This is a genomic window from Virgibacillus sp. 7505, assembly GCF_002272135.1.
GTDB lineage: Bacteria > Bacillota > Bacilli > Bacillales > Amphibacillaceae > Terribacillus.
Map to the genome: position 1 here is coordinate 103,961 of NZ_NPBF01000022.1, position 26,568 is coordinate 130,528.

General features: G+C 45.0%; 26 protein-coding genes. All 26 read left to right on the plus strand.

Annotation, left to right across the window (positions count from 1 at the left end; all coding sequences use genetic code 11):
• The first annotated feature begins 16 nt into the window (after window positions 1-16).
• The 26 genes from rbfA (at window position 17) to CHH91_RS09345 (ending at window position 26,565) form a co-directional block, all read left to right on the plus strand.
• A complete protein-coding gene (gene rbfA, locus CHH91_RS09220; RefSeq protein WP_095223157.1) occupies window positions 17-367 on the plus strand; it encodes a 30S ribosome-binding factor RbfA in 351 nt (116 codons plus the stop codon).
• A 76-nt stretch (window positions 368-443) separates the two neighbouring features.
• The gene (truB, locus tag CHH91_RS09225) at window positions 444-1,364 is read left to right on the plus strand and encodes a tRNA pseudouridine(55) synthase TruB (RefSeq protein WP_095223158.1); all 921 of its coding nucleotides are present in this window, start codon (window positions 444-446) and stop codon (window positions 1,362-1,364) included.
• A complete protein-coding gene (locus CHH91_RS09230; RefSeq protein ID WP_095223159.1) occupies window positions 1,351-2,289 on the plus strand; it encodes a bifunctional riboflavin kinase/FAD synthetase in 939 nt (312 codons plus the stop codon). The genes truB and CHH91_RS09230 overlap by 14 nt, the downstream gene beginning before the upstream one ends.
• 138 nt (window positions 2,290-2,427) lie before the next feature.
• Window positions 2,428-2,697 (plus strand): 30S ribosomal protein S15, encoded by a 270-nt coding sequence (gene rpsO, locus CHH91_RS09235; protein WP_095223160.1) that lies wholly within the window; start codon window positions 2,428-2,430, stop codon window positions 2,695-2,697.
• 138 nt (window positions 2,698-2,835) lie between these two features.
• Complete coding sequence (gene pnp / locus CHH91_RS09240) at window positions 2,836-4,962, plus strand: polyribonucleotide nucleotidyltransferase (RefSeq protein WP_095223161.1); 2,127 nt, start codon at window positions 2,836-2,838, stop codon at window positions 4,960-4,962.
• Window positions 4,963-5,077: 115 nt separating this feature from the next.
• A complete protein-coding gene (locus tag CHH91_RS09245; protein WP_286160734.1) occupies window positions 5,078-6,031 on the plus strand; it encodes a polysaccharide deacetylase family protein in 954 nt (317 codons plus the stop codon).
• A gap of 40 nt (window positions 6,032-6,071) precedes the next feature.
• Entirely contained in the window at window positions 6,072-7,286 is a 1,215-nt protein-coding gene (locus CHH91_RS09250) for a M16 family metallopeptidase (protein ID WP_095223204.1), read from the plus strand.
• A gap of 16 nt (window positions 7,287-7,302) precedes the next feature.
• Window positions 7,303-7,533 (plus strand): YlmC/YmxH family sporulation protein, encoded by a 231-nt coding sequence (locus CHH91_RS09255; RefSeq protein WP_038560328.1) that lies wholly within the window; start codon window positions 7,303-7,305, stop codon window positions 7,531-7,533.
• Between the two features lie 148 nt (window positions 7,534-7,681).
• Window positions 7,682-8,560, plus strand: coding sequence for a dipicolinic acid synthetase subunit A (dpaA, locus tag CHH91_RS09260; protein WP_095223163.1), 879 nt, complete (start codon window positions 7,682-7,684; stop codon window positions 8,558-8,560).
• Window positions 8,561-8,574: 14 nt separating this feature from the next.
• Window positions 8,575-9,165, plus strand: a complete 591-nt coding sequence (locus CHH91_RS09265) for a dipicolinate synthase subunit B (RefSeq protein ID WP_095223164.1) — start codon at window positions 8,575-8,577, stop codon at window positions 9,163-9,165.
• Window positions 9,166-9,283: 118 nt separating this feature from the next.
• Complete coding sequence (locus CHH91_RS09270; RefSeq protein WP_095223165.1) at window positions 9,284-10,333, plus strand: aspartate-semialdehyde dehydrogenase; 1,050 nt, start codon at window positions 9,284-9,286, stop codon at window positions 10,331-10,333.
• A 9-nt stretch (window positions 10,334-10,342) separates the two neighbouring features.
• The gene (gene dapG, locus CHH91_RS09275; protein WP_095223166.1) at window positions 10,343-11,554 is read left to right on the plus strand and encodes an aspartate kinase; all 1,212 of its coding nucleotides are present in this window, start codon (window positions 10,343-10,345) and stop codon (window positions 11,552-11,554) included.
• 35 nt (window positions 11,555-11,589) lie between these two features.
• Entirely contained in the window at window positions 11,590-12,453 is an 864-nt protein-coding gene (dapA, locus tag CHH91_RS09280; protein WP_095223167.1) for a 4-hydroxy-tetrahydrodipicolinate synthase, read from the plus strand.
• Between the two features lie 99 nt (window positions 12,454-12,552).
• Window positions 12,553-13,284, plus strand: coding sequence for a ClpP family protease (locus CHH91_RS09285; protein WP_095223168.1), 732 nt, complete (start codon window positions 12,553-12,555; stop codon window positions 13,282-13,284).
• Window positions 13,281-13,490: a YlzJ-like family protein gene (locus tag CHH91_RS09290; RefSeq protein WP_095223169.1), complete on the plus strand. Its 210-nt coding sequence runs from the start codon at window positions 13,281-13,283 to the stop codon at window positions 13,488-13,490. The genes CHH91_RS09285 and CHH91_RS09290 overlap by 4 nt, the downstream gene beginning before the upstream one ends.
• A 152-nt stretch (window positions 13,491-13,642) precedes the next feature.
• Window positions 13,643-15,943, plus strand: coding sequence for an FtsK/SpoIIIE family DNA translocase (locus CHH91_RS09295; protein ID WP_095223170.1), 2,301 nt, complete (start codon window positions 13,643-13,645; stop codon window positions 15,941-15,943).
• Window positions 15,944-16,157: 214 nt separating this feature from the next.
• Window positions 16,158-17,237 (plus strand): BMP family lipoprotein, encoded by a 1,080-nt coding sequence (locus CHH91_RS09300; RefSeq protein WP_095223171.1) that lies wholly within the window; start codon window positions 16,158-16,160, stop codon window positions 17,235-17,237.
• Window positions 17,238-17,386: 149 nt separating this feature from the next.
• Entirely contained in the window at window positions 17,387-18,919 is a 1,533-nt protein-coding gene (locus tag CHH91_RS09305) for an ABC transporter ATP-binding protein (protein WP_095223172.1), read from the plus strand.
• Window positions 18,919-19,962, plus strand: coding sequence for an ABC transporter permease (locus CHH91_RS09310; RefSeq protein ID WP_095223173.1), 1,044 nt, complete (start codon window positions 18,919-18,921; stop codon window positions 19,960-19,962). The genes CHH91_RS09305 and CHH91_RS09310 overlap by 1 nt, the downstream gene beginning before the upstream one ends.
• A gap of 1 nt (window position 19,963) precedes the next feature.
• On the plus strand, window positions 19,964-20,917 hold the full coding sequence (locus CHH91_RS09315) for an ABC transporter permease (protein WP_095223174.1): 954 nt from the start codon (window positions 19,964-19,966) through the stop codon (window positions 20,915-20,917).
• A 163-nt stretch (window positions 20,918-21,080) separates the two neighbouring features.
• Window positions 21,081-22,367, plus strand: a complete 1,287-nt coding sequence (gene yfmF / locus CHH91_RS09320; protein WP_095223175.1) for an EF-P 5-aminopentanol modification-associated protein YfmF — start codon at window positions 21,081-21,083, stop codon at window positions 22,365-22,367.
• A complete protein-coding gene (yfmH, locus tag CHH91_RS09325; RefSeq protein WP_095223176.1) occupies window positions 22,360-23,649 on the plus strand; it encodes an EF-P 5-aminopentanol modification-associated protein YfmH in 1,290 nt (429 codons plus the stop codon). Before yfmF ends, yfmH begins: the two co-directional genes overlap by 8 nt.
• 2 nt (window positions 23,650-23,651) lie before the next feature.
• Window positions 23,652-24,365 (plus strand): elongation factor P 5-aminopentanone reductase, encoded by a 714-nt coding sequence (ymfI, locus tag CHH91_RS09330; RefSeq protein ID WP_095223177.1) that lies wholly within the window; start codon window positions 23,652-23,654, stop codon window positions 24,363-24,365.
• Window positions 24,366-24,443: 78 nt separating this feature from the next.
• Window positions 24,444-24,704 carry a DUF3243 domain-containing protein gene (locus CHH91_RS09335; protein ID WP_095223178.1) on the plus strand — a complete coding sequence of 87 codons (261 nt, stop codon included), beginning with the start codon at window positions 24,444-24,446 and terminating at the stop codon, window positions 24,702-24,704.
• 162 nt (window positions 24,705-24,866) lie between these two features.
• Window positions 24,867-25,622 carry a DUF3388 domain-containing protein gene (locus tag CHH91_RS09340; protein ID WP_095223179.1) on the plus strand — a complete coding sequence of 252 codons (756 nt, stop codon included), beginning with the start codon at window positions 24,867-24,869 and terminating at the stop codon, window positions 25,620-25,622.
• Between the two features lie 28 nt (window positions 25,623-25,650).
• Entirely contained in the window at window positions 25,651-26,565 is a 915-nt protein-coding gene (locus CHH91_RS09345; protein WP_176465740.1) for a helix-turn-helix domain-containing protein, read from the plus strand.
• The last annotated feature ends 3 nt before the right edge of the window (window positions 26,566-26,568 follow it).

The window sequence follows — 26,568 nt, forward strand, 5'->3', positions numbered from 1 at the left end:
ATGATGAGGTGATAATATGAGTGAACTACGTGCAAATCGTGTCGCAGAGCAAATGAAAAAAGAACTAGGCGACATCATTTCAAGAAAGATAAAAGATCCGCGAGTGGGCTTTGTCACGGTGACGGATGTCGAAGTGACTGGAGACCTGCAGCAGGCGAAAGTCTACATCTCCGTCCTTGGCGAGGAGAAGCAGAAGCATAATACACTTCTTGGCCTTTCAAAAGCGAAAGGATTCATTCGTTCCGAAATCGGCAAACGCATCCGTTTGCGTAAAACACCGGAACTGGCATTTGAATTCGATGAAGCGGTCGATCAAGGTAATCGGATTGAGCATCTTCTAAAAGAGCTTAATGATACCGACAGATAAGATACAACAGAGAATCCCTTCGCCCTTCATGGGAGGAAGGGGTTCTTTTTTTACATAGCAAAAAGGGGTGCTGACATTGGATGGGATCCTAGCATTATGGAAACCAAAAGGGATGACCTCCCACGATTGTGTGTTCAAAGCACGCAAGATATTACAGACGAAGAAAATCGGGCACACAGGTACGCTGGACCCTGATGTAGAGGGTGTATTGCCACTTTGTATCGGCCAGGCGACAAAGATCGTACCTTATTTGACGGATACCTCCAAAACCTATGTGGCTGAGATCACACTGGGTTCTTCAACTGAGACAGAAGATAAAAGCGGGGAGGTAATAGAGGAGAAACCAGTAGCTGAACCGATTTCTTTGCAAGATATCGAGAAGGTACTCGAATCATTCACCGGTGAAATCGAACAGATACCGCCAATGTACTCTGCAGTTAAGGTAAACGGCCGTAAACTATATGAATACGCGCGGAGAGGAGAGCACGTGGAGCGACCGATCCGCCATGTGACGATTCATGAAATTGTACTGGACCATGCATCTGTAAACGAAGATGGAAGTGTGTTCCGGTTCACAGTAAGCTGTTCGAAAGGCACCTATATCCGGACCCTTTGTGTGGATATAGGAAAAGCACTAGGCTATCCAGCTCATATGAGCGACCTGGTACGGATCCAGGCTGGAGCATTTCGTACACAGGATACAGTCACTTTTGCTAAAATGGAAGAGGCGATGCTTACAGGGAATATGGAACAATTGCTGCAGCCCGTCACGAAAGCGATTGAATTCATGCCGCTGATCGAGGCAGATGATGCAATTGAACTAAAAGTCAGGTACGGCCAGCGACTCTCTCGGCCGGCAGAAGCAAGTCTATACCGGGTGCAAAGAGCTGATCAGCTTCTCGGTATTTACGAGACACATCCTGACTATCCACATTTACTGAAGCCAAAACGAGTATTCGTATCAGGGAAAGCAGGTGGCACAGATGCAAACGATTAAACTGGATTATTCAGAAACGATGAAACTACATGATATGCCTGCTGTAAGCGCAGCTATTGGCTTTTTCGATGGCATTCACCGCGGGCATCAAGAAGTCATCAAGCATGCGATAGATGCTGCTCAGGAAAAACAGCTGAAAAGTGCGGTCATCACCTTTCATCCGCATCCATCCGTTGTGTTGGGTAAAGCGGATACGAGGGAAGATTACCTTACTCCGCTCCGTGAAAAGGAAGCAATTCTGGAAAGCATGGGCATCGATTATCTTTATTTGATTGGCTTCACGAAAGAATTAGCTGGTCTTAGTCCCGAGAACTTCATCGAACGCTTTATCGACGGATTAGCAGTTCGTCACTTAGTATCGGGTTTTGATTTCACATACGGAAAAAAAGGTGCAGGTAATGCGGATACTCTTCAGAAAGCTGCCGAGCAGCATGCATTTACGTATGAGGCAGTAGCGAAAGTGGAAAATGCGGAAGAGAAAATCAGTTCCACCAAAATCCGTCAGCTCGTAGCCAAAGGAAATATCGAAGGTGCTTTGGATTTGCTTGGTCATCCGCTTACATTGACTGGAGAAGTCATCACAGGTGATCAGCGCGGACGAACAATCGGTTATCCGACGGCGAATATCCGAATCGCAGACGAGTATTTTCTGCCAAAAGTGGGTGTTTATGCTGTAGAAGTGCTTGTAAATGGGGAGACATATGCCGGCATGGCAAACCTCGGCTTCAAACCTACCTTCCAGCAGGATGCAGTCGTGCCGAATCTGGAGGTACACATCCTTGACTTCGATGAGCAGATCTACGGTAAAGATGTGACGGTCTCTTGGCGTAAATTCATTCGGGAAGAAGTCAAATTCAATGGAATTGATGCACTTGTTGCGCAGCTTGATCGAGATAAAGAGCAGATTAGCGCATATTTTGCATAGAATCTTGTCCGGGAGACTTGCAATCTGTCTGTAAAAAGTGTAATCTGGACTATGGAAAACCTTCGCTTGGCAATTTGCTGCTCCGGCGATTGCTCGGGGAATGGGGTTTACAAATAGAATTTTCAGGAGGAATAACAAATGGCAATTACTAAAGAACGTAAGAATCAACTTATCGCAGAATACAAAACACACGACACTGACACTGGTTCACCAGAAGTACAGATCGCTGTATTGACGGAGGAAATCACTACACTTAATGAACACCTTCGTACACACAAAAAAGATCACCATTCACGTCGTGGCCTATTGAAAATGGTTGGTCGCCGTCGTAACTTGTTGAACTATCTTCGCGATAAAGATGTTACACGTTACCGTGAACTAATTCAAAAACTTGGCCTACGCCGATAAGATTGACTAAGAAGCGGGAATTATTCCCGCTTTTTCTATAGGAGAAAACCTATTTTACATAGTGTGATAAACGTTGCCTGGACTGGAGCATAATACAGACAGGGACATGATGCAAGATAAATGAGAGGGGCTTTATTCATGGCAGACCAAAAACAAGTGTTCTCCACTGAAATTTCCGGACAGACTTTCTCTGTTGAAATTGGAGAACTTGCCAAGCAAGCGAACGGCGCTTGTCTCATCCAGTACGGCGATACGTCCGTACTATCGACTGTCACTGGTTCGAAGGAACCGAAGGACCTACCGTTCTTCCCGCTGACAGTGAACTACGAGGAAAGACTTTATGCAGTAGGTAAGATACCAGGCGGTTTCATTAAGCGGGAAGGTCGCCCGAGTGAAAAAGCAGTACTTGCTTCACGTCTGATTGACCGTCCGATTCGTCCTTTATTTCCGGATGGATTCCGAAATGATGTACAAGTAATCAGCATGGTCATGAGTGTGGATCAGGATTATTCTTCTGAAATTGCTGCAATGATCGGTTCTTCCATTGCCATCAGCATTTCTGATATCCCATTCCATGGTCCGATCGCTGGTGTAGTAGTCGGTCGTGTTGATGGCGAATTCGTCATCAATCCAACGAAAGAACAGCAAGAGAAAAGTGACATCGATTTAACTGTAGCTGGAACAAAAGATGCAATCAACATGGTTGAAGCAGGTGCGCAGGAAGTGCCGGAAGACATCATGCTGGAAGCAATCATGTTCGGTCATGAAGAGATCAAACGACTTGTCGCTTTCCAGGAAGAGATCGTTGCTGCTGTCGGCAAAGAGAAGATGGAAGTGAAGCTCTTCGATTTGGACAAGGAATTGACAGAAGATGTGAAAAGCCGCTGCTACGATCAGCTGAAAGCTGCAATCGAGGTGCATGAGAAAAAAGCACGCGAAGCTGCAATCACTGAAGTGAAGAACGAAATGGTTGCGTTCTATGAAGAACAAGAAACCGACGAAGATACAATCAAGCAAGTGAAGGGTATCCTTGATAAACTTGTGAAGGAAGAAGTCCGCCGTGCCATCACGAAGGACAAGATCCGTCCAGATGGACGCGGAGTGGATGAAATCCGTCCATTGTCTTCCCGTATCGGAGTACTTCCTCGTACACACGGGTCTGCATTATTCACACGCGGCCAAACGCAGGCACTAAGTGTTTGTACGTTGGGCGCACTTGGTGATGTACAGATTCTGGATGGTCTTGATACAGAAGAAACGAAGCGTTTCATGCATCACTACAACTTCCCGCATTTCAGCGTCGGAGAGACTGGGCCAATAAGAGGACCAGGACGCCGCGAAATCGGTCATGGTGCCCTTGGTGAGCGTGCTTTGGAGAAAGTCATTCCAGATGAGAAGGATTTCCCTTATACAATTCGACTTGTATCTGAGATACTTGAATCGAATGGTTCAACGTCACAGGCTAGTATCTGTGCCAGCACAATGGCTATGATGGATGCAGGTGTACCAATCAAAGCACCAGTTGCCGGAATCGCAATGGGTCTGGTAGCTTCTGGTGATGATTATACAATCCTTACCGATATCCAAGGCATGGAAGATGCACTAGGCGATATGGACTTCAAAGTTGCCGGAACTGAAAAAGGTGTAACAGCACTGCAAATGGATATTAAGATCGAAGGCTTAAGCCGTGAAATCCTGGAAGAGGCACTTACACAAGCTCGTAAGGGCCGTCTGGAGATCCTTGGTCATATGATGTCTACAATCAGCGAACCGAAGCAAGAGCTTTCCGCTTATGCTCCTAAGATCCTGACGATGACAATCAATCCGGATAAGATCCGTGATGTAATCGGGCCAAGTGGTAAACAGATCAATAAGATCATTGAAGAAACTGGCGTTAAGATCGATATCGAACAAGACGGTACTGTATTCATCTCTTCTACTGAATCTGAGAAGAACGAACAAGCGAAGCAGATTATCAGTGACATCGTGCGCGAAGTCGAAGTCGGCGAAGTTTACGATGGTACAGTGAAGCGAATCGAGAAATTCGGTGCTTTTGTTGAATTGTTCAAAGGAAAAGATGGTTTGGTTCATATCTCTGAACTTGCAGAAGAACGTGTAGGCAAGGTTGAGGATGTCGTCAAGATCGGCGACAAACTGAAAGTGAAAGTCAAGGAAATCGACCGTCAAGGCCGAGTCAACCTTTCTCACAAACAGTTATTGATCGAAGCTAAGAAAGAAAAAGAAGAGCAGGAAACTGCTGAATAATATGTAAGAGAGAAGAAACTGGTTTAGCCAGTTTCTTTTTTTTAGCGGATAAACATGCTATGCTTGTTCTTCCTTGTCCTACCCCCTCATAAGCTAGACTAGAGGAGGGATGGGAATGCACCGGATTATCATTCACCTGGTCGTATTTATCACACTGCTGTTTCTGCTCATCGATAGCGGGCATATGCCTTTTCAGGCAGCGTCTGTCAACCATCATCCAGTTTTTTCTGATATAGCAGTACGAGCAGATGAACAGGAACTGCGGCAGGAAATCGAAGCGGTGCGCGAAGAAGTCGAACAGCCGGCTGAAAACGCGCGAATCGATAAGATATGGAAAAAGGTGCCTGGAAAGGCTGGCATCAAAGTAGACGTCGACGCTTCTTTGGAAAAGATGAAGAAGGCAGGTATATTCGATCGGGAACTGCTTGTAGTGGAAGAAGTCGAACCTGAAATCACACTTGATGAGCTGCCGGCATCGCCAATATACCGTGCCAGGGAGGATCAGGAGCAGGTCGCCTTATTGATCAATGTTTCCTGGGGGGAAGACCATATTCCTGCAATTCTGCAGACACTGAAGGATGCAAATGCCAAGGCCAATTTCTTTATCGAGGGTAAATGGGCGAAAGAGCATAACCAGCTAGTCGAGATGATTAAAGAAGAAGGACATGTAATCGGGAACCATGCATATAACCATCCTGATATGAGTCGGATGAGCGAGACTGATTCGGCAGAACAGATAAGCCAAACAAATGAAATCATTCACGCGATAACAGGTGACAAACCAGTCTATTTTGCGCCGCCAAGCGGGAGCTTTAATGATGGGACAATACAGGCTGCCAATGAACAGGGGATGGAGACGATTCTTTGGTCTGTCGATACCATTGATTGGCAAAAACCGACAGTTCCTGTTATGATGAAACGCGTGACCGAAAAACTGCATCCTGGAGCTTTCATCTTGATGCATCCTACTCCTGTTGTAGAGGCTGGATTAGCTGATATGTTAAAAGCCATTAAAGAAAAAGGGTACAGTGTATCGACTTTGGATACGATATTGAATGAAGGAAGATAATGGTACAGCGAGATATACTGCTGATTGGGAGGATTTGAATTTGCTGCAGACGCACACTTGCAAAAATGGACTACGAGTTGTAGTAGAAAACATGCCATCGGTACGTTCCGTTACGATCGGCATTTGGATTTTGACTGGTTCACGAAATGAAGAAGAGAAGAATAACGGTTTGTCACACTTTTTAGAGCATATGTTTTTCAAAGGAACGAAAAATAGATCCGCCAAAGAACTAGCGGAAGCTTTCGATGCCATCGGAGGCATGGTCAATGCTTTCACCTCTAAAGAGTATACATGCTATTATGCGAAAGTGTTGGATACACATAAGGAATACGCACTGGAAGTCCTAGCTGACATGTTCTTTGAATCTCAATTTGCACAAGAGGAAATTGTGAAAGAGCAGAAAGTTGTCTTAGAAGAAATCAAGATGGCAGAAGATACGCCGGATGATATTATCCACGACTGGCTGGCAGAAGCTGCTTACGGAAAACACCCGCTTGGATTGCCTATTCTCGGTACAGAAAGCACACTTATGAGTTTCACAAGTGAGTCAGTAAGAAATTACAAAGAGTCTCATTATGTGCCGGAGAAGATGGTTATTTCTGTCGCTGGAAATGTGGATGAATCTTTCATCAAGACTGTAGAAGACCAGTTTGGAACATTCCAAGCTGAATCTGCCCATAAAGCGCTTGATGTACCGCCATTTACACCAAATACGATCAGTCGATCCAAAGAAACCGAACAAGCTCATTTAACGATTGGGTATCAAGGTTTGGAACTGGACGATCCAGCTAGCTATAGTCTGATGGTTGTGAACAATGTACTGGGCGGCAGCATGAGCTCAAGATTATTCCAGGATGTGCGAGAAGAGAAAGGTTTGGCTTATTCCGTGTATTCCTACCATAGCACGTACCTGGACAGCGGCATGCTGACTATCTATGCTGGAACTGGTAAAGAACAGCTGGATGAGCTTCAGGAAACGATCCGTTTGACGCTGGAAAAACTGAAGGCTGACGGCATCACTGACAAAGAGTTCCGCAATACGAAAGAGCAGCTGAAAGGGAATTATATGCTTGGGCTGGAAAGTACGAACAGCAGAATGAGCCGAAATGGCCGTAATGAATTGCTGCTCGGCAAGCACCCTTCCTTGAATGAATTGATTGAGAAAATCGATAGTGTGACGATGGATGATGTCAATGCTGTCATCCAGAAGATATTCGGCAAGGAACAAGCAAGAGCGATTGTTGCACCAAAATAAAAGGAGCTGATCTGCTTTGCGTTTCAAGGACATAGGTGATAAAGAGATCATTGATGTGAACAACGGCGAGCGTTTAGGTGTGCTTGGTCAGACTGATATAGAGTTCAACCCTGTCACAGGAAAAATCGATGCATTTCTCATACCGAATTACAAATGGTTCGGGTTGCGCAAGGAAGGCAGCGATAATCGCATTGCCTGGGAGGAAATCCAGACAATCGGAAAACATATGATTTTAATACGGACGTAAAAAGCCAGTGCATAACGCACTGGCTTTTTTGTGTTTGCACTATGCCCCAATTCAATCACTCCTTACGGTAATCCTCATATGATAACTCGAAAGCAACTAATCTCTTGATGAAGATCTAATAAAATACGCTGCAGAGCGAGGTGAGAGTTTGACCACTGAATTGACTATCGCTGTCCTTGGCGGTGATGCCCGCTACTTGGAGATGATACGCAGCTTGCAATGCAGTGCGAATGCATCTGTATTTGCGGTGGGCTTCGAACAAATCAGTCAAAGCTTCACCGGCGGTATCCAGCGGGAGTTAGAGGACATAGATCCGCATAGTCTAAATGCGGTTATTCTTCCGATTCCCGGAGTTGGCTCTAATGGACAGATCGAAACAGTATTCTCCGATAAGAATATTCAGCTGACTGAAAGCTGGGTAGATCAACTGCCTAAGGATTGTGTCATTTTTACTGGTATTACAAATGACTATCTGACAGAATTATGCGAGAAACGGAATTTGCGTCTTATTTCCTTGTTCGACAGAGATGACGTCGCAATTTATAATTCCATCCCGACTGCCGAGGGAGCTATCATGACTGCAATCAAACATACTGATTTCACCATTCATGGCTCCAAGGTCGTTGTACTTGGATTCGGTCGTGTAGGTATAAGTGTGGCAAGCAAATTCGATGCACTTGGCGCCAAGGTGCAAGTCGGATCAATCCACGATGCTGATATAGCACGGATTAGTGAAATGGGAATGCATGCCTTCTTCCTCGACCGCCTTCCGGAAATGGTAAAGGATACTGATATCCTGATCAATACCATACCAGCCCTTGTCGTAAAGAAAGCAATCATCGAACAGCTGCCTGCCCAGACACTGATCATCGATCTTGCTTCCAAGCCGGGCGGAGTAGACTTCGACTATGCGAAAAAACGAGGAATCGAAGCAATCCATGCATTAAGCCTGCCTGGTATCGTGGCCCCTAAAACTGCTGGAAATATTTTGTCCGTCGTCATTAAACAGATTTTAACCAACAGCTGAAGGAGGATTAACTTATGAGTTTAGCAGGAAAACGGATCGGCTTCGGTATTACAGGCTCCCATTGTACGTACAGTGAGATATTTCCACAGATCGAACAGCTGGTGAAACTTGGAGCGGAAGTGGTGCCGGTTGTCAGCAACACGGTTCAATTTACTGATACGTATTTCGGAGATGCGAAGGATCATTTGCAGAAAATAAGCGATCTGACACAAACGAAGATAATAAAAACGATTCCGGAAGCCGAGCCATTAGGTCCGCGGGAACCACTGGATTGCATGGTCATAGCCCCGCTTACAGGGAACAGTATGTCGAAGCTTGCCAATGCGCTCACGGATAGTCCGGTTTTGATGGCGACAAAAGCAACCTTGCGCAATGAGAAACCAATCGTACTGGGAATCAGTACAAATGATGCCCTTGGATTGAATGGAGTTAACCTGATGCGCCTGATGGCAGCAAAATATATGTATTTCGTACCATTCGGACAAGACGACCCGTATAAGAAGCCAAACTCCCTTGTTGCCGATATGACAAAACTTCCGGAAACGATTGAAGCCGCATTGCAATACAAGCAGCTGCAGCCCGTGCTGGTCCAACGTTTTTCCTAAACTCCCTAAACGGTAACCTATGATAGAAAAATTGTGATAGAATAGTGCTAGCGTTAAAATCAAATAGCGTACCAACCAGTATACGTATCCATTTAGATAGACAGGGAGAGGGTTATTCATGACACAGCAAGGTTATCATATCGCAGTAGTAGGCGCGACAGGCGCTGTAGGCCAAAAAATGCTGGAAACTCTCGCAGAACGCAATTTTCCGATCAGCGAGCTATCCTTATTATCATCCAGCAGATCTGCTGGACAGCAAATAGATTACAAAGGCAAAAGCTATACAGTAAAGGAAGCCAAACCGGAAAGCTTTGAAGGTGTGGATATCGCATTATTCTCTGCTGGTGGATCTGTATCCAAAGCATTGGCACCGGAAGCAGCAAAACGAGGAGCGGTAGTTGTCGATAATACAAGTGCATTCCGTATGGATCCGGATGTGCCTCTAGTAGTACCTGAAGTTAATGAAGGTGATTTGAAGCTTCATAAAGGAATCATCGCTAACCCGAATTGCTCCACTATCCAGATGGTGGCGGCGCTTGAGCCGTTGAAAGAAGCTTATGGTCTTTCCCGAATCATCGTCTCTACTTACCAAGCTGTATCCGGAGCTGGAGCAGTGGCAATTGACGAATTAAAAGATCAGGCACAGCAATTCCTGAATGGCGAGGACATGGAAGCAAGCGTCCTTCCGGTCAAAGGGGATAAACGCCACTTCCCTGTAGCATTCAATGCGCTGCCGCAAATCGATGTCTTTCAAGACAATGGCTACACATATGAAGAAATGAAAATGATCAATGAAACGAAAAAAATAATGCATGCAGAGGATCTTCACGTTTCGGCGACTTGTGTACGACTGCCGGTCTTCACTTCCCATGCAGAAAGCGTTTATGTCGAGCTTGGCCAGAACGGTCTCACTGTTAAAGAAATCCAGGAGAAACTGGCTGCGGCTGAAGGGATCGTGCTAGAGGATGATCCAAGTACACAGACTTACCCAACACCGCTTTCTGCAGCTGGCAAGAAAGAAGTATTTGTAGGAAGAGTACGCAAGGATCCGGATCATGACAATGGATTCCACCTTTGGATCGTTTCCGATAACCTTTTGAAGGGTGCGGCGTGGAATAGTGTCCAAATCGCAGAACGCTTGATCCAACATAACTTGCTTACAGTCTGAGGTGTAGAAATGAAAGTGTTAGTCCAGAAGTTTGGCGGTACGTCTGTTAGGGATAATCGGACGGAAGCCATCCAGCATATTGAAACGGCGCTCCAGGAAGGGAATAAAGTAGTGGTCGTTGTATCTGCGATTGGGCGATATCCTGATCCTTATGCAACTGATTCCTTACTGCAATTGGTCGGTATTCCAGGTGAGACGCATATATCAAAACGTGAGAAGGACTTGCTGCTATCATGCGGTGAGGTCATCTCATCAGTCGTCTTCTCGAATGCGCTTAATGCTAAAGGAATCCGAGCTGCTGCATTGACTGGGGCACAAGCTGGCTTTATTACCAATGAAGAATTCACAGCTGCCAAGATCAAAGAAATGCGAGTTGAACGTATTTGGGAGGAGCTAGAGACACATGATGTCGTTGTCGTAGCTGGCTTCCAAGGTATGACAGAGGATGGAGAAATCACTACAATCGGCCGGGGCGGAAGCGATACTTCCGCAGCTGCACTCGGCGCTGCATTACAAGCAGAGTATGTCGATATCTTCACGGATGTAGAAGGAATCATGACAGCCGATCCGCGTGTCGTTGAAGAAGCACGTATGCTGGATGTTGTCACGTATACGGAAATATGTAATTTGGCTTATCAAGGTGCAAAAGTGGTACATCCGCGTGCAGTTGAAATTGCGATGCAGGCAAAGGTTCCGATGCGTGTCAGATCTACAGGTTCGCTATCAGAAGGAACGCTTGTTACATCGTCCAGGGACAATTTTGCAGGCAAGGATATCCCTGACCGGCTGATTACCGGTATCGCGCATCTTGCTGGTATTTCTCAAATCAAGATCGAAACGGATACGGATGCTTATAAAACACAATCCCGTGTTTTCAAAGCGATGGCCGAAGCAAATATTTCTGTGGACTTTATCAATATTTCGCCAAATGGTGTTGTATATACGATTGCTGCCGAGCAGGTGATGCTTGCGCAGGATATCCTTGGTGAGCTTGGACTTGAGCCGAAAGTGATTAACAACTGTGCGAAAGTATCCCTAGTCGGTGCTGGTATGACAGGTATACCTGGAGTGACGGCGAAAATTGTCCAAACATTGACGGATAAAGAAATCGATATCCTGCAATCTGCGGATAGCCATACAACTATTTGGGTACTGATTAACGAAAAAGACCTTATAGCAGCAGTGAATGCGCTGCATGCGACATTCGAGCTTAGTCTATAAGATATGATAATTGTTGAAGGCAGAGGGGTTTTACGATGAAATTCGGTAAAGTTATTACAGCAATGGTAACTCCATTCGATAATCAAGGTCAGATTGATTTTGATGCAACTACTCGTTTACTCGACTATTTGATTGAGAATGGAACAGAGGCCGTCGTGGTAGCTGGTACAACCGGCGAATCGCCAACGCTTTCCCATGAAGAAAAGCTTTCTTTATTCCGCCATACAGTGAAAACAGTCGGCGGACGGATTCCGATCATAGCTGGAACAGGAAGTAACAACACGCAAGCGAGTATCGATCTTACAAAAGAAGCAGAAGAAATTGGTGTCGATGCGGCGCTGATCGTTGCGCCGTATTACAATAAACCAAACCAGCGAGGATTATATGCGCATTTTAAAGCAGTTGCAGATAGTACGAAGCTGCCTATTATGCTTTATAATATTCCAGGTCGCTCTGTTGTAAAGATCGAACCGGAAACTGTTATGGAACTATCGAAAATTTCGAATATCGTTTCTGTGAAAGATTCTACAGGCGACTTGAGCAGTATGACGAAGGTCATTACTGGTACGCCTGATGATTTTAGTCTGTACAGCGGTGATGATGATTTGACTCTGCCAGTAGCTGCTATCGGCGGTAATGGTATCGTATCCGTATCTTCGCACATTGTCGGTAACGAGATGCAGGCTATGCTGCAGGCATATGAAGCTGGCAACGTCGGAGAAGCTGCACGCATTCATCAGCAGATCCTGCCGGTAATGCAAGGGTTGTTCCAAGCACCGAACCCGACACCAGTGAAAGAAGCGCTGAACCAAAAAGGTATCACAGTAGGCGGTGTCCGTTTGCCGCTAGTAGAACTATCTGAAGAAGAAAAAGAGAATATCAGTAAGCTATTGAAATAAATAAACAAAGAAGCAGAGGAGTCCTCCTGCTTCTTTGTTTATGTATGTTGCCTCGCTCACTGTCCATACTAAAAGCAAGTATGGAAAGGAGCTAGGACTATGGCAAAGGAACGTAATGATAACCAAGAGAATGAAAACGAAGAATCCGGCGGGAAATCCATCCTAGAAAAAATCCAGCAGCTCGGCCAGACATCGGTTGCCCAGGCACCTGATTCCCGTGTCCACGTGCTGTCTATCATCGGTCAGATAGAAGGACATATGCAGCTGCCGCCACAAAATAAAACGACGAAATACGAGCATGTCATTCCCCAGTTGATCGCAATCGAACAGAATCCGAAAATAGAAGGATTGATTGTACTGATGAATACGGTCGGAGGAGATGTCGAAGCAGGTCTCGCACTTTCAGAGATGATTGCATCCCTCTCCAAACCTTCCGTATCAATCGTTCTCGGGGGCGGACATAGCATCGGGGCGCCTATAGCCGTAAGTACGGACTATAGCTTTATCGTACCAACAGCGACGATGACAATCCATCCAATCAGATTGACAGGTCTGGTCATAGGTGTTCCTCAAACCTTTGAATACTTGGATAAGATGCAGGACCGCGTCATCAGCTTTGTCACTTCTCATTCTTCGATAACCGAAGATAAATTCAAGGAGCTTATGTTTGCGAAAGGGAACCTGACACGTGATATCGGTACGAATGTTGTCGGAACAGATGCAGTTTCCTACGGGCTCATCCATGAAGTCGGGGGAGTACAGCATGCGATGAAAAAGCTGAATGAATTGATGGAGCAGCGAAAAGCATCCCTGAACGGGGAATTGCAATGATTTTGTACACGCCGCTCGCACCGGAAGATATTTTCCCTGTAGAGGCAACCCAATTTGAGGCTCACCAAATTATTCAATACAATGGAAAAACAGTTCAAGCTGAGCATTTGGGAAACGGTATGTACCGTGTCCACCAGCTTATGTCGACAGATCCTGCCGATTTTCTTGATGAAAACTGTGCACCAGGAAAATTGTTCTCCTTATAAATGAATACGTACGTTCGTCTTTTTGTCAGCTATGTTATACTGAATTCAGATGGCAAATTGACGTACAAAGTAGAAAACCCTTGTCGTTGGCAGGGGTTTTCTTTACATCTAAAGAAGTACATAAGCAATGCAAAACAAGGAGATTCCCTAAAATGGCTAAACGAAAAACAAAAAAACGACAAACTAAGTTCAAGCAAGTAATGAGCTTTGAAGTAATTGGGTTATTATTAGTATTTCTTGCTGTATTCGGCAGCGGCGCAGGAGCAATCAGTGACGGGGCAATACCGAACGCACTTGAGCATTTGTTCCGCTTCTTCTTTGGAAGCTGGTATTTCCTGCTTGCAGTATTTATGGGTGGGGTCGGCATCTACTTGATGGCCAGATGTAAAAGGCCGAATCTGCTTCATAAGAAACTGATCGGATTATATGCAATCACCGCTGGTATTTTACTATTCACGCACATCCAGGCGTTTGAGGATAAGCTGAGTCAGGTGGAGCAGCCATCAATCATCAAGACAAGCTGGAATTATTATTTAGCTTATGTGCAGGATACGATCGATCCAGCAGCTCTAGGCGGAGGAATGATAGGAGCAATCCTTTTCGCATTAAGTTATTATCTGCTTTCTGCAACAGGTGCTAAGATCATCGCTTTCTTCCTGGTAGTAATCGGAATTCTGATTTTAACCAATACGTCCCTCAGTTCCTTAGTTCAAAAGCTGTTGGCGCTTCTGAGAAAAGGAGCAAATGCTACATCAGATAAAATGAAAGACAAGCTCTCGGAAACAAAGGAGCGCAAAAAAACGGAACGACCGCAGAGGAAGCGAAAACGCCAGCAGGTATTAGCAGAAAAGGAAGAAGCAGCAGAGGCAGAGCCTATTCATGAGGAACCAATCATCCAGGATTTCACGAATATTGCCTACGCAGATCCTGAGCCAGAAATCATCGAACCAAAACAAGAGAAACCAAAAGAGATAGAAGAGGAATCTACCGATGAGAAAGAGGCACTGCCGGCGTCTGAGCTGGAAAACAGGGATTATCAGCTACCTAGCATCACGTTGCTGAAACAGCCCAAGAAGAATAGCCAAAAACAGGAACGCTCGCAGATTCAGGCTGTTGCACGGAAGCTCGAGCAGACGTTCCAAAGCTTTGGAGTCAAGGCAAAAGTAAGCAAGGTACATGTGGGTCCAGCAGTGACGAAATATGAAGTATATCCAGATACCGGTGTGAAAGTAAGCAAGATCGTCAACCTGCACGATGATTTAGCGCTTGCCCTGGCAGCGAAGGATATCCGGATTGAAGCGCCGATACCAGGCAAATCAGCTGTTGGAATCGAAGTACCGAATAAAGAAGTAACAAGTGTATCGCTGCGTGAGGTTTTGGATAACAGTCAAGTGAAAGCTGGATCCAAGCTGAGCTTTGCGCTTGGTCGTGACATATCTGGAGAATCAGTGGTGGCAGAGCTTAACAAGATGCCCCATTTGCTTGTAGCTGGTGCTACTGGAAGCGGGAAAAGTGTATGTATCAACGGCATCATTACCAGCATCCTGATGCGGGCCAAACCGCATGAAGTGAAAATGATGATGATTGATCCGAAAAAAGTGGAGCTGAATGTTTATAATGGCATTCCCCACTTGCTGACACCGGTCGTGACGGATCCGAAAAAAGCATCCAGGGCATTGAAGAAAGTTGTAGCCGAGATGGAGCGCAGATATGATCTGTTCTCTGATTCTGGTACCAGAAATATCGAAGGGTATAATGCGTACATCCAAAAGCAGAATGAATTGAATGATGAAGAGCAGCCTTTCCTGCCATTCATTGTCGTACTGGTTGATGAGCTTGCCGATTTGATGATGGTCGCTTCCAGCGAGGTGGAGGATGCTATTACCAGACTTGCACAGATGGCACGTGCTGCGGGGATACATTTGATTATCGCAACCCAGCGACCGTCTGTTGACGTTATAACTGGCGTCATCAAGGCCAACATCCCGTCACGTATCGCTTTTAGCGTAAGTTCCCAAATCGATTCCCGGACAATCCTGGACGGCGGCGGAGCTGAAAAGCTGCTCGGACGAGGAGATATGCTGTTCATACCAGTCGGTTCTTCAAAGCCGACCCGTATTCAAGGGGCCTTCCTTTCCGATGAGGAAGTGGAAAATGTCGTAAATCATTGTATTGAACAGCAAAAAGCACAATATCAGACAGATATGATTCCAGATGAAGAACAGGAAGTACAGTCAGAGGTGGAGGATGAACTTTACCATGATGCTGTCTTCTTAGTAACAGATATGCAAAGTGCCAGTGTTTCCATGCTTCAGCGCAGATTCCGCATCGGTTATACGAGAGCGGCTAGGTTGATAGATGCAATGGAAGAGCGGGGAGTAGTAGGACCTTATGAGGGGAGTAAGCCACGGCAGGTGTTGGTTTCCAAGTCGGCGGAGGACAAACTATCGTAGGACACAATTTTCAAGAAAAGTATCAAAAAGTAGTTGAATCAACCCAAAAAAATCGACAATATTCGTGTTTTTGTAAAATAAGTATTTATTTTATGTAAAAAGCATGTTATATTATGTTCGAGTGAAGCGGATTGTAGTAATTATGTCCTATTAATCTACTAATTATGTATCAGGCTTCAACTTAGTTATTAATCTATATTTGGGGGTTACTATCTTGAAAATGCGTCGTTATGCAGTACTTTTAGGTTTGCTTCTTGTCGTAGGTGTCGTGCTTAGTGCATGTGGATCCGGCGGCAGCTCCGAGCAGGGCGGAAGCGAGAGCAACAGCTTTAAAACAGCTATGGTTACAGATACTGGCGGTATTGATGATAAATCATTTAACCAGTCTGCTTGGGAAGGTCTTACACAATTCGGTGAAGACAACGACCTAAAAGAGAAAGAAGGCTATGACTACCTTCAATCTAACAGTGCATCTGATTATGCAACCAACTTGAATCGCCTTGTGCAATCTAATACGGATCTAATCTTCGGTGTTGGATTCAAGCTTGCAGAGGATATCACTAAAGTTGCTGATCAGAACAAAGAAACGCATTTTGCCATCATTGACTCCGTCGTAGAAAAAGATAATGTAGCAAGCATCGTATTCGAAGAGCAGCAGGGCTCATTCCTAGCAGGTGTAGCTGCAGCTACGAAATCTGAATCCGGTAAAATCGGTTTCGTTGGTGGAGAAGAAAGTGAATTGATTAAGAAGTTCGAAGCAGGATACGTAGCTGGTGCGAAATCAGTCAATAAGGATATCGAAGTGGATGTACAGTATGCTGGTTCCTTCGGTGCTCCTGACAAAGGTAAATTGATTGCATCCAACATGTACAACTCTGGCGTAGATGTAATCTATCATTCTGCTGGTGGTACAGGTAACGGTGTATTCGCACAAGCAAAAGATTTGAAAAACAATGATCCAGAAGGAAACTACTGGGTAATCGGTGTTGACCGTGACCAGTATGATGAAGGCCAAATTGGGGACAACAACGTGACTCTTACAAGCATGCTGAAAGCTGTTGATGTTGCAGTAGCTGATGTTGCGCAGAAGTCCAAAGATGGCAATTTCCCTGGTGGAGAAATCGTATCTTACGGTTTGAAAGATGATGGAATCGGTATTGCAGAAACAAACAAAGAAGCATACACAGACGATATCAAAACAGCTGTAGACGAATGGAAGCAAAAGATCATCGATGGTGATGTAACTGCTCCAACTACGGATGACGAACTGAAAGCATATGTAGATTCTCTATAAGAAACCAGAAGGGCTAGAGTACGCACTCTAGCCCTTTATAAAAAATCTTCAACTGAAGCGTCTATATTAGACAATTCCCCGCTTCATTTGACGATTTTTTTTTGAACAGAATCAAAGAAAGTTCGTAATTCCGAGAAGGAGTGTAAAATATGGAGAATTATGTAATCGAAATGCTGAACATTCGCAAAGAATTTCCCGGAATTGTCGCCAATGACAACATCACGCTTCAAGTGAAAAAAGGAGAAATCCATGCGCTGCTAGGAGAAAATGGCGCAGGAAAGTCCACATTGATGAACGTCCTGTTCGGTCTTTATCAGCCGGAAAAGGGAGAGATCCGCGTAGACGGAAAGAAAGTCGAAATCAATGATCCGAATGTTGCCAATAGATTAGGTATCGGAATGGTGCACCAGCACTTCATGCTTATCGACACCTTCACAGTTGCACAAAATATCGTGCTTGGCAGTGAACCGAAAAAAGGGCTTAAAATTGATATGAAAAAAGCGGTTCGTGAAGTGCAGGAACTTTCAGATCGTTACGGTCTGCAAGTGGATGCCACAGCGAAAATCAGCGATATTTCCGTTGGTATGCAGCAGCGTGTGGAAATCCTGAAAACATTGTACCGCGGTGCAAATGTGGTCATTCTGGATGAGCCAACCGCTGTATTGACACCACAGGAAATCAAAGAGCTCATCGTTATTTTGCGGACGCTGATCAAAGAAGGCAAGTCTATCATTTTGATCACACATAAACTGAAAGAAATCATGGAAGTTTGTGATCGCTGTACGGTAATCAGGAAAGGGCAGGGTATCGGAACAGTTGTTGTATCCGAAACGAACCCGAATGAACTGGCTTCCTTGATGGTAGGCCGTGAAATACGCTTCTCAACGGAGAAGAAACCAGCCGAACCAAAAGAAACAATTCTTTCCATTGAAGGCCTGACAGTTCAGGATTCCCGGCATGTGGACATGGTGAAACAACTTGATCTTGATATCAGAGCAGGCGAAATTGTCGGAATTGCCGGAGTAGACGGAAATGGTCAAACAGAATTAATTGAGGCAATAACCGGACTTCGTAAGAAATCAGCAGGCAAAGTCACATTGAAAAATCAGGATATTACCAATATGCCAGTTCGCGCCATTACGGAAAGCGGAGTAGGTCATATCCCCCAGGATCGCCACAAGCTTGGTCTCGTGCTTGATTACTCTATCGGAGAAAACATTGTACTGCAAACATATTACCAAAAGCCTTTTTCAACTGGCGGCTTCCTGTCCTTCAAACGGATTTTCGATAAAGCAAAAGCCCTGATTGCGGAATACGACGTTCGTACTCCTAGTCATCTATCGAAAGCGCGCACTCTATCCGGGGGTAACCAGCAAAAAGCAATCATTGGTCGTGAAATTGACCGTAACCCGGATTTGCTGATTGCGGCTCAGCCGACACGTGGTCTTGATGTAGGGGCTATTGAATTCATCCATAAGCGTCTGATCGAACAGCGTGACCAAGGAAAAGCAGTCCTGCTCGTTTCGTTCGAACTAGATGAGATTTTGAATGTAAGTGATCGTATTGCTGTTATGTTCGATGGGAAAATCATTGCAACAGTAAATCCGAAGGAAACAAATGAACAGGAGCTCGGATTATTGATGGCAGGTTCGAAGCTTGAGAAAGAAGGGGCGCAAAACTAATGTTTTCCAGCACAAAGTTCAATTTCATCATACCAATCATCTCGGTCATCCTTGGTTTGGTTGCCGGTGCAATCATCATGCTTATATTCGGTTATAATCCGATTCTCGGCTATCAGGCACTATGGAATGGCGTTTTTGACAGCCCGTTCTTCATGTCGGAAACTGTTAACCGTATCACACCATATATACTGACCGGTTTGGCAATCGCTTTTGCTTTCCGTACCGGATTGTTCAATATCGGTGCAGAAGGTCAGGTGCTTGTCGGATGGGTTGCGGCTGTATGGGTAGGTACTGCTGTTGATGCACCAGCCTTTATCCATCTGCCATTAGCACTTCTTGCAGCAGCTGCTGCAGGAGCACTTTGGGCTTTTGTTCCGGGTATCTTGAAAGCGAAGCTCGGTGTCCATGAAGTTATCGTCAGCATCATGATGAACTATATCGCACTTCATATCACGAACTATCTGATCCGATCTGTGCTGACAGATAACCAGGAGACAACAGAGCCAGTTAAACAAACTGCCTCTTTGACAAATGATTTCCTGATCGGATTAACAGGTTCCCGCTTGCACCTTGGTTTCATCGTTGCATTATTGATGGTGCTGGTTATGTGGGTCATCCTTGAACGCACGAAGATCGGGTATGAGTTGAAAGCCGTAGGTTACAACCAGCATGCCTCCAATTATGCAGGTATGAAAGTGGAACGAAACATTGTCATCTCCATGCTGATTTCGGGTCTTTTCGCAGGACTCGCTGGGGCGATGCAAGGTCTTGGAAGCTTCGGCAATGCATTCACGAATACAGCATTCTCAAACCTTGGTTTTGATGGTATCGCGGTAGCGCTTCTAGGCGGAAACAACCCGTTCGGCGTCGTATTATCAGCCAGCTTGTTCGGATTTCTGAAAGTGGGCTCACTTAATATGTCCACAGCTGGTGTACCAAATGAAATCATCGAAATTGTCATTGCATTGATCATTCTTTTTGTTGCTTCCGGCTTCATCATCCGCTGGGCACTGCTGCAATTGAAAAAAGGGGAGAAAAAATAAAATGCTGGATATACTTTATTCCATTATTCCGCAAACGCTGTTCTTTGCCGCTCCTCTTATTTTCACCGCATTGGGCGGTGTGTATAGTGAGCGTTCTGGTGTTGTCAATATCGGTTTGGAAGGTCTCATGGTCATAGGGGCTTTCTCTTCGGTAACGTTCAATTTGATGTATGCTGATGCTTTAGGAACGGTCACACCTTGGATTTCCATATTGGTTGCTATGGTTGCCGGTATGCTATTTTCCTTGATCCATGCGGTTGCTACGATCACTTTCCGTGCAGATCAGACGGTTACAGGGGTAGCGATCAACATGCTGGCACTTGGATTTGGTGTTTTCATGATCAAACAGATATTCGGAAAAGGCCAAACGGATTTCATATCACAGCCGATTTATACAACGGACGTTCCATTATTGGTCGACATTCCTGTGATCGGTAATATGTTCTTTAACAATATGTATGTTACGTCGTATGTTGCTATTGTTCTTTCCTTCCTTGCATGGTATGTGCTTTATAAGACTCCATTTGGTCTTCGTATACGTGCAGTTGGGGAGCATCCAATGGCAGCAGACACGAATGGTATCAAAGTATATACGACAAGATATATCGGCGTAATCATATCTGGTGCACTGGCCGGAATCGGTGGTGCAGTGTTCGCGATGACTATATCTCAGAACTTCTCTGTATCTACAATTGCTGGTCAAGGATTCATGGCGATTGCAGCAGTTATCTTCGGAAAGTGGAACCCGCTTGGGGCAATGGGAGCAGCTTTGTTCTTCGGCTTTGCCCAGTCTTTAAGCGTTGTTGGTTCTTCCATTCCATTGCTTGAAAATGTACCGCAAGTTTACTTGCTGATTGCACCTTACGTACTGACCATTCTTGCTTTGGCAGGATTCATCGGCCGTTCGGTAGCGCCAAAAGCAAGCGGTGTTCCTTATATAAAAGGAAGCCGCTAAGACGAAAGACCCGATGCTTTTTAGGCATCGGGTCTTTTTGTGCAAACCGATTCGTTTACTTCTGGGCTTTTTTTCATTAATATGGTAATCATAGCGAGGATTGTCGGATATATATAAGCAAAACTAGAGAAGCTATACATAACAGAAGTCAGGGAGGTTCCTTATGAAAATCGCAGGAGAAGAAATCATCACAGGAAAAGGTGCGACGCTGCATCTTATACCGACTAAAAAATATAAGACAATCAGTATAGCTGTAAAACTGCAAGCGCCGCTTGAGCGGGAGACTATCACGGCAAGAGCACTGCTTCCATATGTACTGCAGCAGGGTACAGCCAATCTAACGGATGCGCGTGCATTACGTCTCAAACTCGACGACTTGTATGGTGCTATCCTGTCTATTTCTGGTACCAAAAAGGGCGAGAAGCATATCATCACCCTTCGTCTCGATGTTGCCAATGAGAATTATCTGAGCGACCGGACCCCGCTATTCGAAAAAGCAGTTGATCTGCTCCGTGAAATCTTGTTTGAACCAAAAGCGGAGAATGAAGCCTTCACAGAGTCTATCGTTTCACGCGAAATGCAAACGCTGAAACAAAAGATGGTGGCTTTGAAGGATGATAAGATGAGCTATGCGAATATGCGTCTTATCGATGAAATGTGCGAAGGCGAACCGTACAGCCTTCATGTGCACGGGTATGAAGATGAACTGAAGGACATGGATGGCCGCAAGCTGTATGGTTTTTATGAGAAAATGCTGAAGCAGGACAAAATGGATATTTACATTCTTGGAGATGTAGAGAGAGAACTTGCTGAAAAGGCCGTGCAGCCATTCATGGAAAGAGATATCGCTTCCCATGAAGAACGAACAGCTTCTGTACATCCAGCTTCTGCTGATGTAAAGGAAGTAATCGAGGCGCAGGATGTACAGCAAGCCAAGCTTCACCTTGGTTATCGGACGAATATCCGTTACGACGATCCTGATTATGCAGCGCTGCAGGTGTTTAATGGATTATTCGGCGGCTTCCCAAGCTCGAAACTGTTCCGGAATGTCAGGGAAAAACACAGCCTTGCTTATTATGCTGCTTCACGATTTGAGAGCCACAAAGGCCTATTATTTGTTTTCTCCGGTATTGATCCGAAAGATTATCAAAAAGCAAAGGAAATCATCGATGCCCAGCTTGCAGCCATGCAGGCAGGAGAATTTGAAGAATCAGAAGTTGAAGAAATAAAAGATTTAATCGTCAGTCAAATATTAGAGACAATCGACAACCCGGCAGGTCATATTGAAACGTTATACCAGCAAGTGATGGGGAACAAAAATATAACGATCGAGCAGATGCTGGATACCATCCGACTAGTAAGCCTGGACGATGTACTTCAAGTTGCGAAAAAAGTCCAATTGGATACTGTATACTTGCTGACGAATAAGGAGGCTGAGAAGAATGCATAAGAAACACTACGAACAATTACAGGAATCCATCTACGCAGAAACGCTGCCTAACGGTCTGAAGGTGTTTTTGCAGCCGAAGCCGGAGATGGCGAAAACATATGCGATCTTCTCAACGAATTATGGATCTATCGATCAGACCTTCGTTCCGCTTGATGGCAAAGAGAAAATTACCGTACCAGAAGGTATTGCACATTTCCTGGAGCATAAGCTTTTTGAAAAAGAGGATCGGGACGTGTTTCAGGACTTCACCAAACAAGGTGCATCTGCAAATGCTTTCACTTCCTTCACGCAGACAGCATATCTATTTTCAGCGACTTCACATATAGAAGAGAATGTGACAACCTTGCTTGATTTTGTGCAGGAGCCTTATTTCTCAGATAAATCGGTTGAAAAGGAAAAAGGTATTATCGCTCAGGAAATTCGTATGTATGATGATCAGCCAGATTGGCGCTCTTTCTTTGGTACCATCCAAAGCCTATTCCAATCCCACCCTGTAAGAATTGATATAGCAGGTACTGTGGAATCCATTCAGGAAATTACGAAAGAAGATCTCTACACATGCTATAACACGTTCTATCATCCATCGAACATGACCTTGTTCGTGACAGGCAATATTGATGAAGAGAAAATGATTGAACTTATCCGGGCAAATCAGGATAGCAAGACATTCGCACCACCTGCTAAGATCGAGCGTTTCTTCCCTGAAGAGCCTGAAACTGTGGCAGAAATGAAAAAACAAGTCCGCATGCCGGTCAGTGTGTCAAAATGCATGGTCGGGATAAAAGAGAACACTGATTATGCATCTCCAGAAGCGTATCTGAAACAAGAATTGCTAACGGATATGGTACTGGATTATTATTTCTCCAAGAGCGGCGTCTACTATGAGGAATTATATAAGAAAGATTTAATTGATGACAGCTTCGGCTTCGAAACGAGTCTGGAGAAAAACTTTGGCTTCTCCATCATCGGCGGTAATACGAAAGAGCCGGACCGCTTTGCTGATACAGTCAAAGGAATGCTGCAGCGAATGAAAGATCATACCGTTTCCGAAGCGGAAATGGAGCGGATGAAGAAAAAGACGATTGGTCAGATGCTAAGAGCAATGAACAGCTTGGAGTTTGTTTCCAATCGTTTCATCCAGTATCATCTTGCTGGGGTGGATCTGTTCGATATTGTACCAGCAATCGAAAAACTGACTGCGGCCGATGCAAATGATTTTCTGAAAAGCTGGTTCAGTGAAAATCGGTTGGCTGTATGCCAGATCCTGCCGCAGGAGGCATAAGCATGGGCAAGGTTATTTTCATTACGGGCGCAAGCGGAGCTATCGGCTCTGCTTGCGCCCGTCAGCTTGCCAGTGAAGGGCATCAGCTATTGCTTCATTACAATAAAAATGAACAAGCGATGGAAGCACTTTGCCATGATATATCGGAAAGTGTGCTTGGTACAGTCAAAGCTGATTTGACAGAAGAAGCTGATTTGACGAAGCTTCTCCGTTTTCTGTCTTTTCCGATCGATCAGTTCGTTTATGCTGGTGGTATGGCCCATTATGGCATGTTCCAGGATATGACGAACAAAGAGATGGATGACTTGCTTGCAGTGCATGTAAAAGCGCCATGGAGGATATGTCAGCATATTCTGCCGCCGATGCTTGCACGCAGAAAAGGGGAAATCGTCATTGTTTCTTCTATCTGGGGAGAAAGAGGGGCGAGCTTTGAAGTCGCATATTCCAGTGTCAAAGCTGCTCAAATCGGTTTTGTCAAAGGTTTGGCGAAAGAGGCCGGTACAAGCGGTGTACGAGTTAATGCTGTAACACCGGGAGCAATCGAAACTGGGATGAACAGCCATCTATCTCAGGAAGAAAAGATGCAGCTGACAGGAGATATTCCATTGGACCGTTTCGGGCAAGTTAGCGAAGTAGCGGATGCTGTCAGTTATCTGCTGAGTGATAATTCTTCCTATGTGAACGGACACGCCCTTCAAGTAAACGGCGGCTGGTGAAATTAAGTCATATTCTTTGTATAAGTTATCCCCTTCTGTCAAAAGCTAAGATGCAAGCTAATGAAGGAGGAATACACCATGTCTGTTCTTGATAATTTTGATTCTTGGAAAGACTTCCTAGGTGATCGCCTACATCAGGCGCAAAGCAAAGGGATGGAGAACGATACTGTCTCTGGCATTGCATATGAAATCGGGGATTATCTTGCGACGAAAGTAGACGCAAAGAACACAGAAGAAAAAATTCTTCGTGACCTTTGGACTGTCGCATCCCAGGATGAGAAGCAAGCAATCGCCAACATTATGGTAAAGCTTGTCCAAGACAATGGCCACACACGCTGAATAAGCGGCCAACTTCATTGAAGCCTGCTTCTTTCTAAGAAGCAGGTTTTCTTTGTAGCTTCCAATAAGTTTGTTATGGCTTTTCTAATCTACTGTTTTCCTTTATAGTAATAATAGGTTTTCGTAATATATGACGCTATTTTCCTGTAAAGGAGCTTTTCTATGGAAACATTGGAATGGTACTTGGAATATGAAATCCAGCATAACCGGCCGGGATTATTAGGGGATATCTCCTCTTTGCTCGGTATGTTATCCATCAACATCAAGACGATCAATGGGGTGGAGAACCAACGGCGTGGCATGCTGCTTTCGGCAGAAAAGGAATTACAGATCATTCGTCTCCATTCCATTCTGCGGACGATGGAACATGTACATATCACAAAGTCCAGGGAGCCGAAGCTTCGAGATCGGCTTGCTGTCAGGCACGGAAGGTATATACATAGGGATGTGGATGATAAGAAGACATTCCGTTTTGTCCGGAGTGAAATCGGACTTCTGGTCGATTTCATGGCAGAATTGTTTAAACAGGAAGGCTCTAAGGTAATAGGAATACGTGGGATGCCTCGTGTCGGGAAAACGGAATCGATTGTCGCTGCCAGTGTCAGTGCCAATAAACGCTGGCTATTCGTCTCCAGCACCCTACTGAAGCAAACTGCCAGGAACCAGCTGCTGCAGGATGAATACAATGAGGACAACCTCTTTATCATCGACGGAATTGTTTCGACAAGCCGCGCGAGTGAGCGTCATTGGGAGCTTGTACGCGAAGTGATGCGGCTCCCTGTAGCCAAGGTAATCGAACATCCAGATATATTCGTCCGGGATACGGAGTTTACATTGGATGATTTCGATTATATTATTGAACTTCGGAATCACGATGATGAAAAAATCATTTATGAGCCGGAATTCAGACAGATTTAAGCAATTTTAAAGATGGATGGTGGTATTAATGGACATTGGTGCAAAGCTCCGGGAGGCAAGAGAGTCCAAAGGAATGACTTTGGAAGACGTACAACAGCGCACCAAAATTCAAAAGCGTTATTTGAAAGCGATTGAAGAGAATAACCACAGCGTCATGCCAGGTGAATTCTACACACGTGCTTTCATTAAGGAATACGCGCAGACAGTAGGACTTAATCCAGATGAAGTGCTCGAACCGAAACAACAGCAGCAGGAAGCAACAGCAGCTGCTCCGGTTCAGGAAGAGAGTGAGGCACCTTCCCGCCAGGAACGCAGCCGCGTTCGGGAAAATGACAGGCCTCCCCGCAAGGAACGCAAAGGCATTCCGTACTTATCTTCCATCATCATCGGATTGATTGTTTTGGCAGCTATTATTGTTGTCGTCTTCATTTATGCAGGCGGATCTAACGATAATAATGATAATAATTCCGCTAACCAGCAGCAGAATGAAGATCAGGTAACGTCACCTGAGAGTGATCAGTCTGCTGAGCAGGAATCCGATGCTGACTCTGAGGAGCAAGCAAATGATGCTGCTGAAGAAGAGCAAGCACAGCAGGAAGAGGAGCAGGCAGAACCAAAACTTTCTGTGGACGAAGAAGGTACTGCCAGTAACCCTGTTACAACTTATACACTGGAAAATGCCGGTGATGAAGTAACATTGAAACTTTCTGCAGAAGATGGAGATGCGTGGCTGCAAGTCGGCGATGGCAATAACGCCGGCAATGTTTACACTGGCACCATCGCTTCCGGAAGTGAACCGGTTGAGCAGGACATAAGTGATTTAGAGACAGTTTCCATCAGAACTGGTTTTGCCAGAGCAACAAAACTGGAGATCAATGGCCAGGAACTGACTTTCCCGATTGATAATGATGTTCAGACCATTACGGTAAATATCAAGAAATAATGA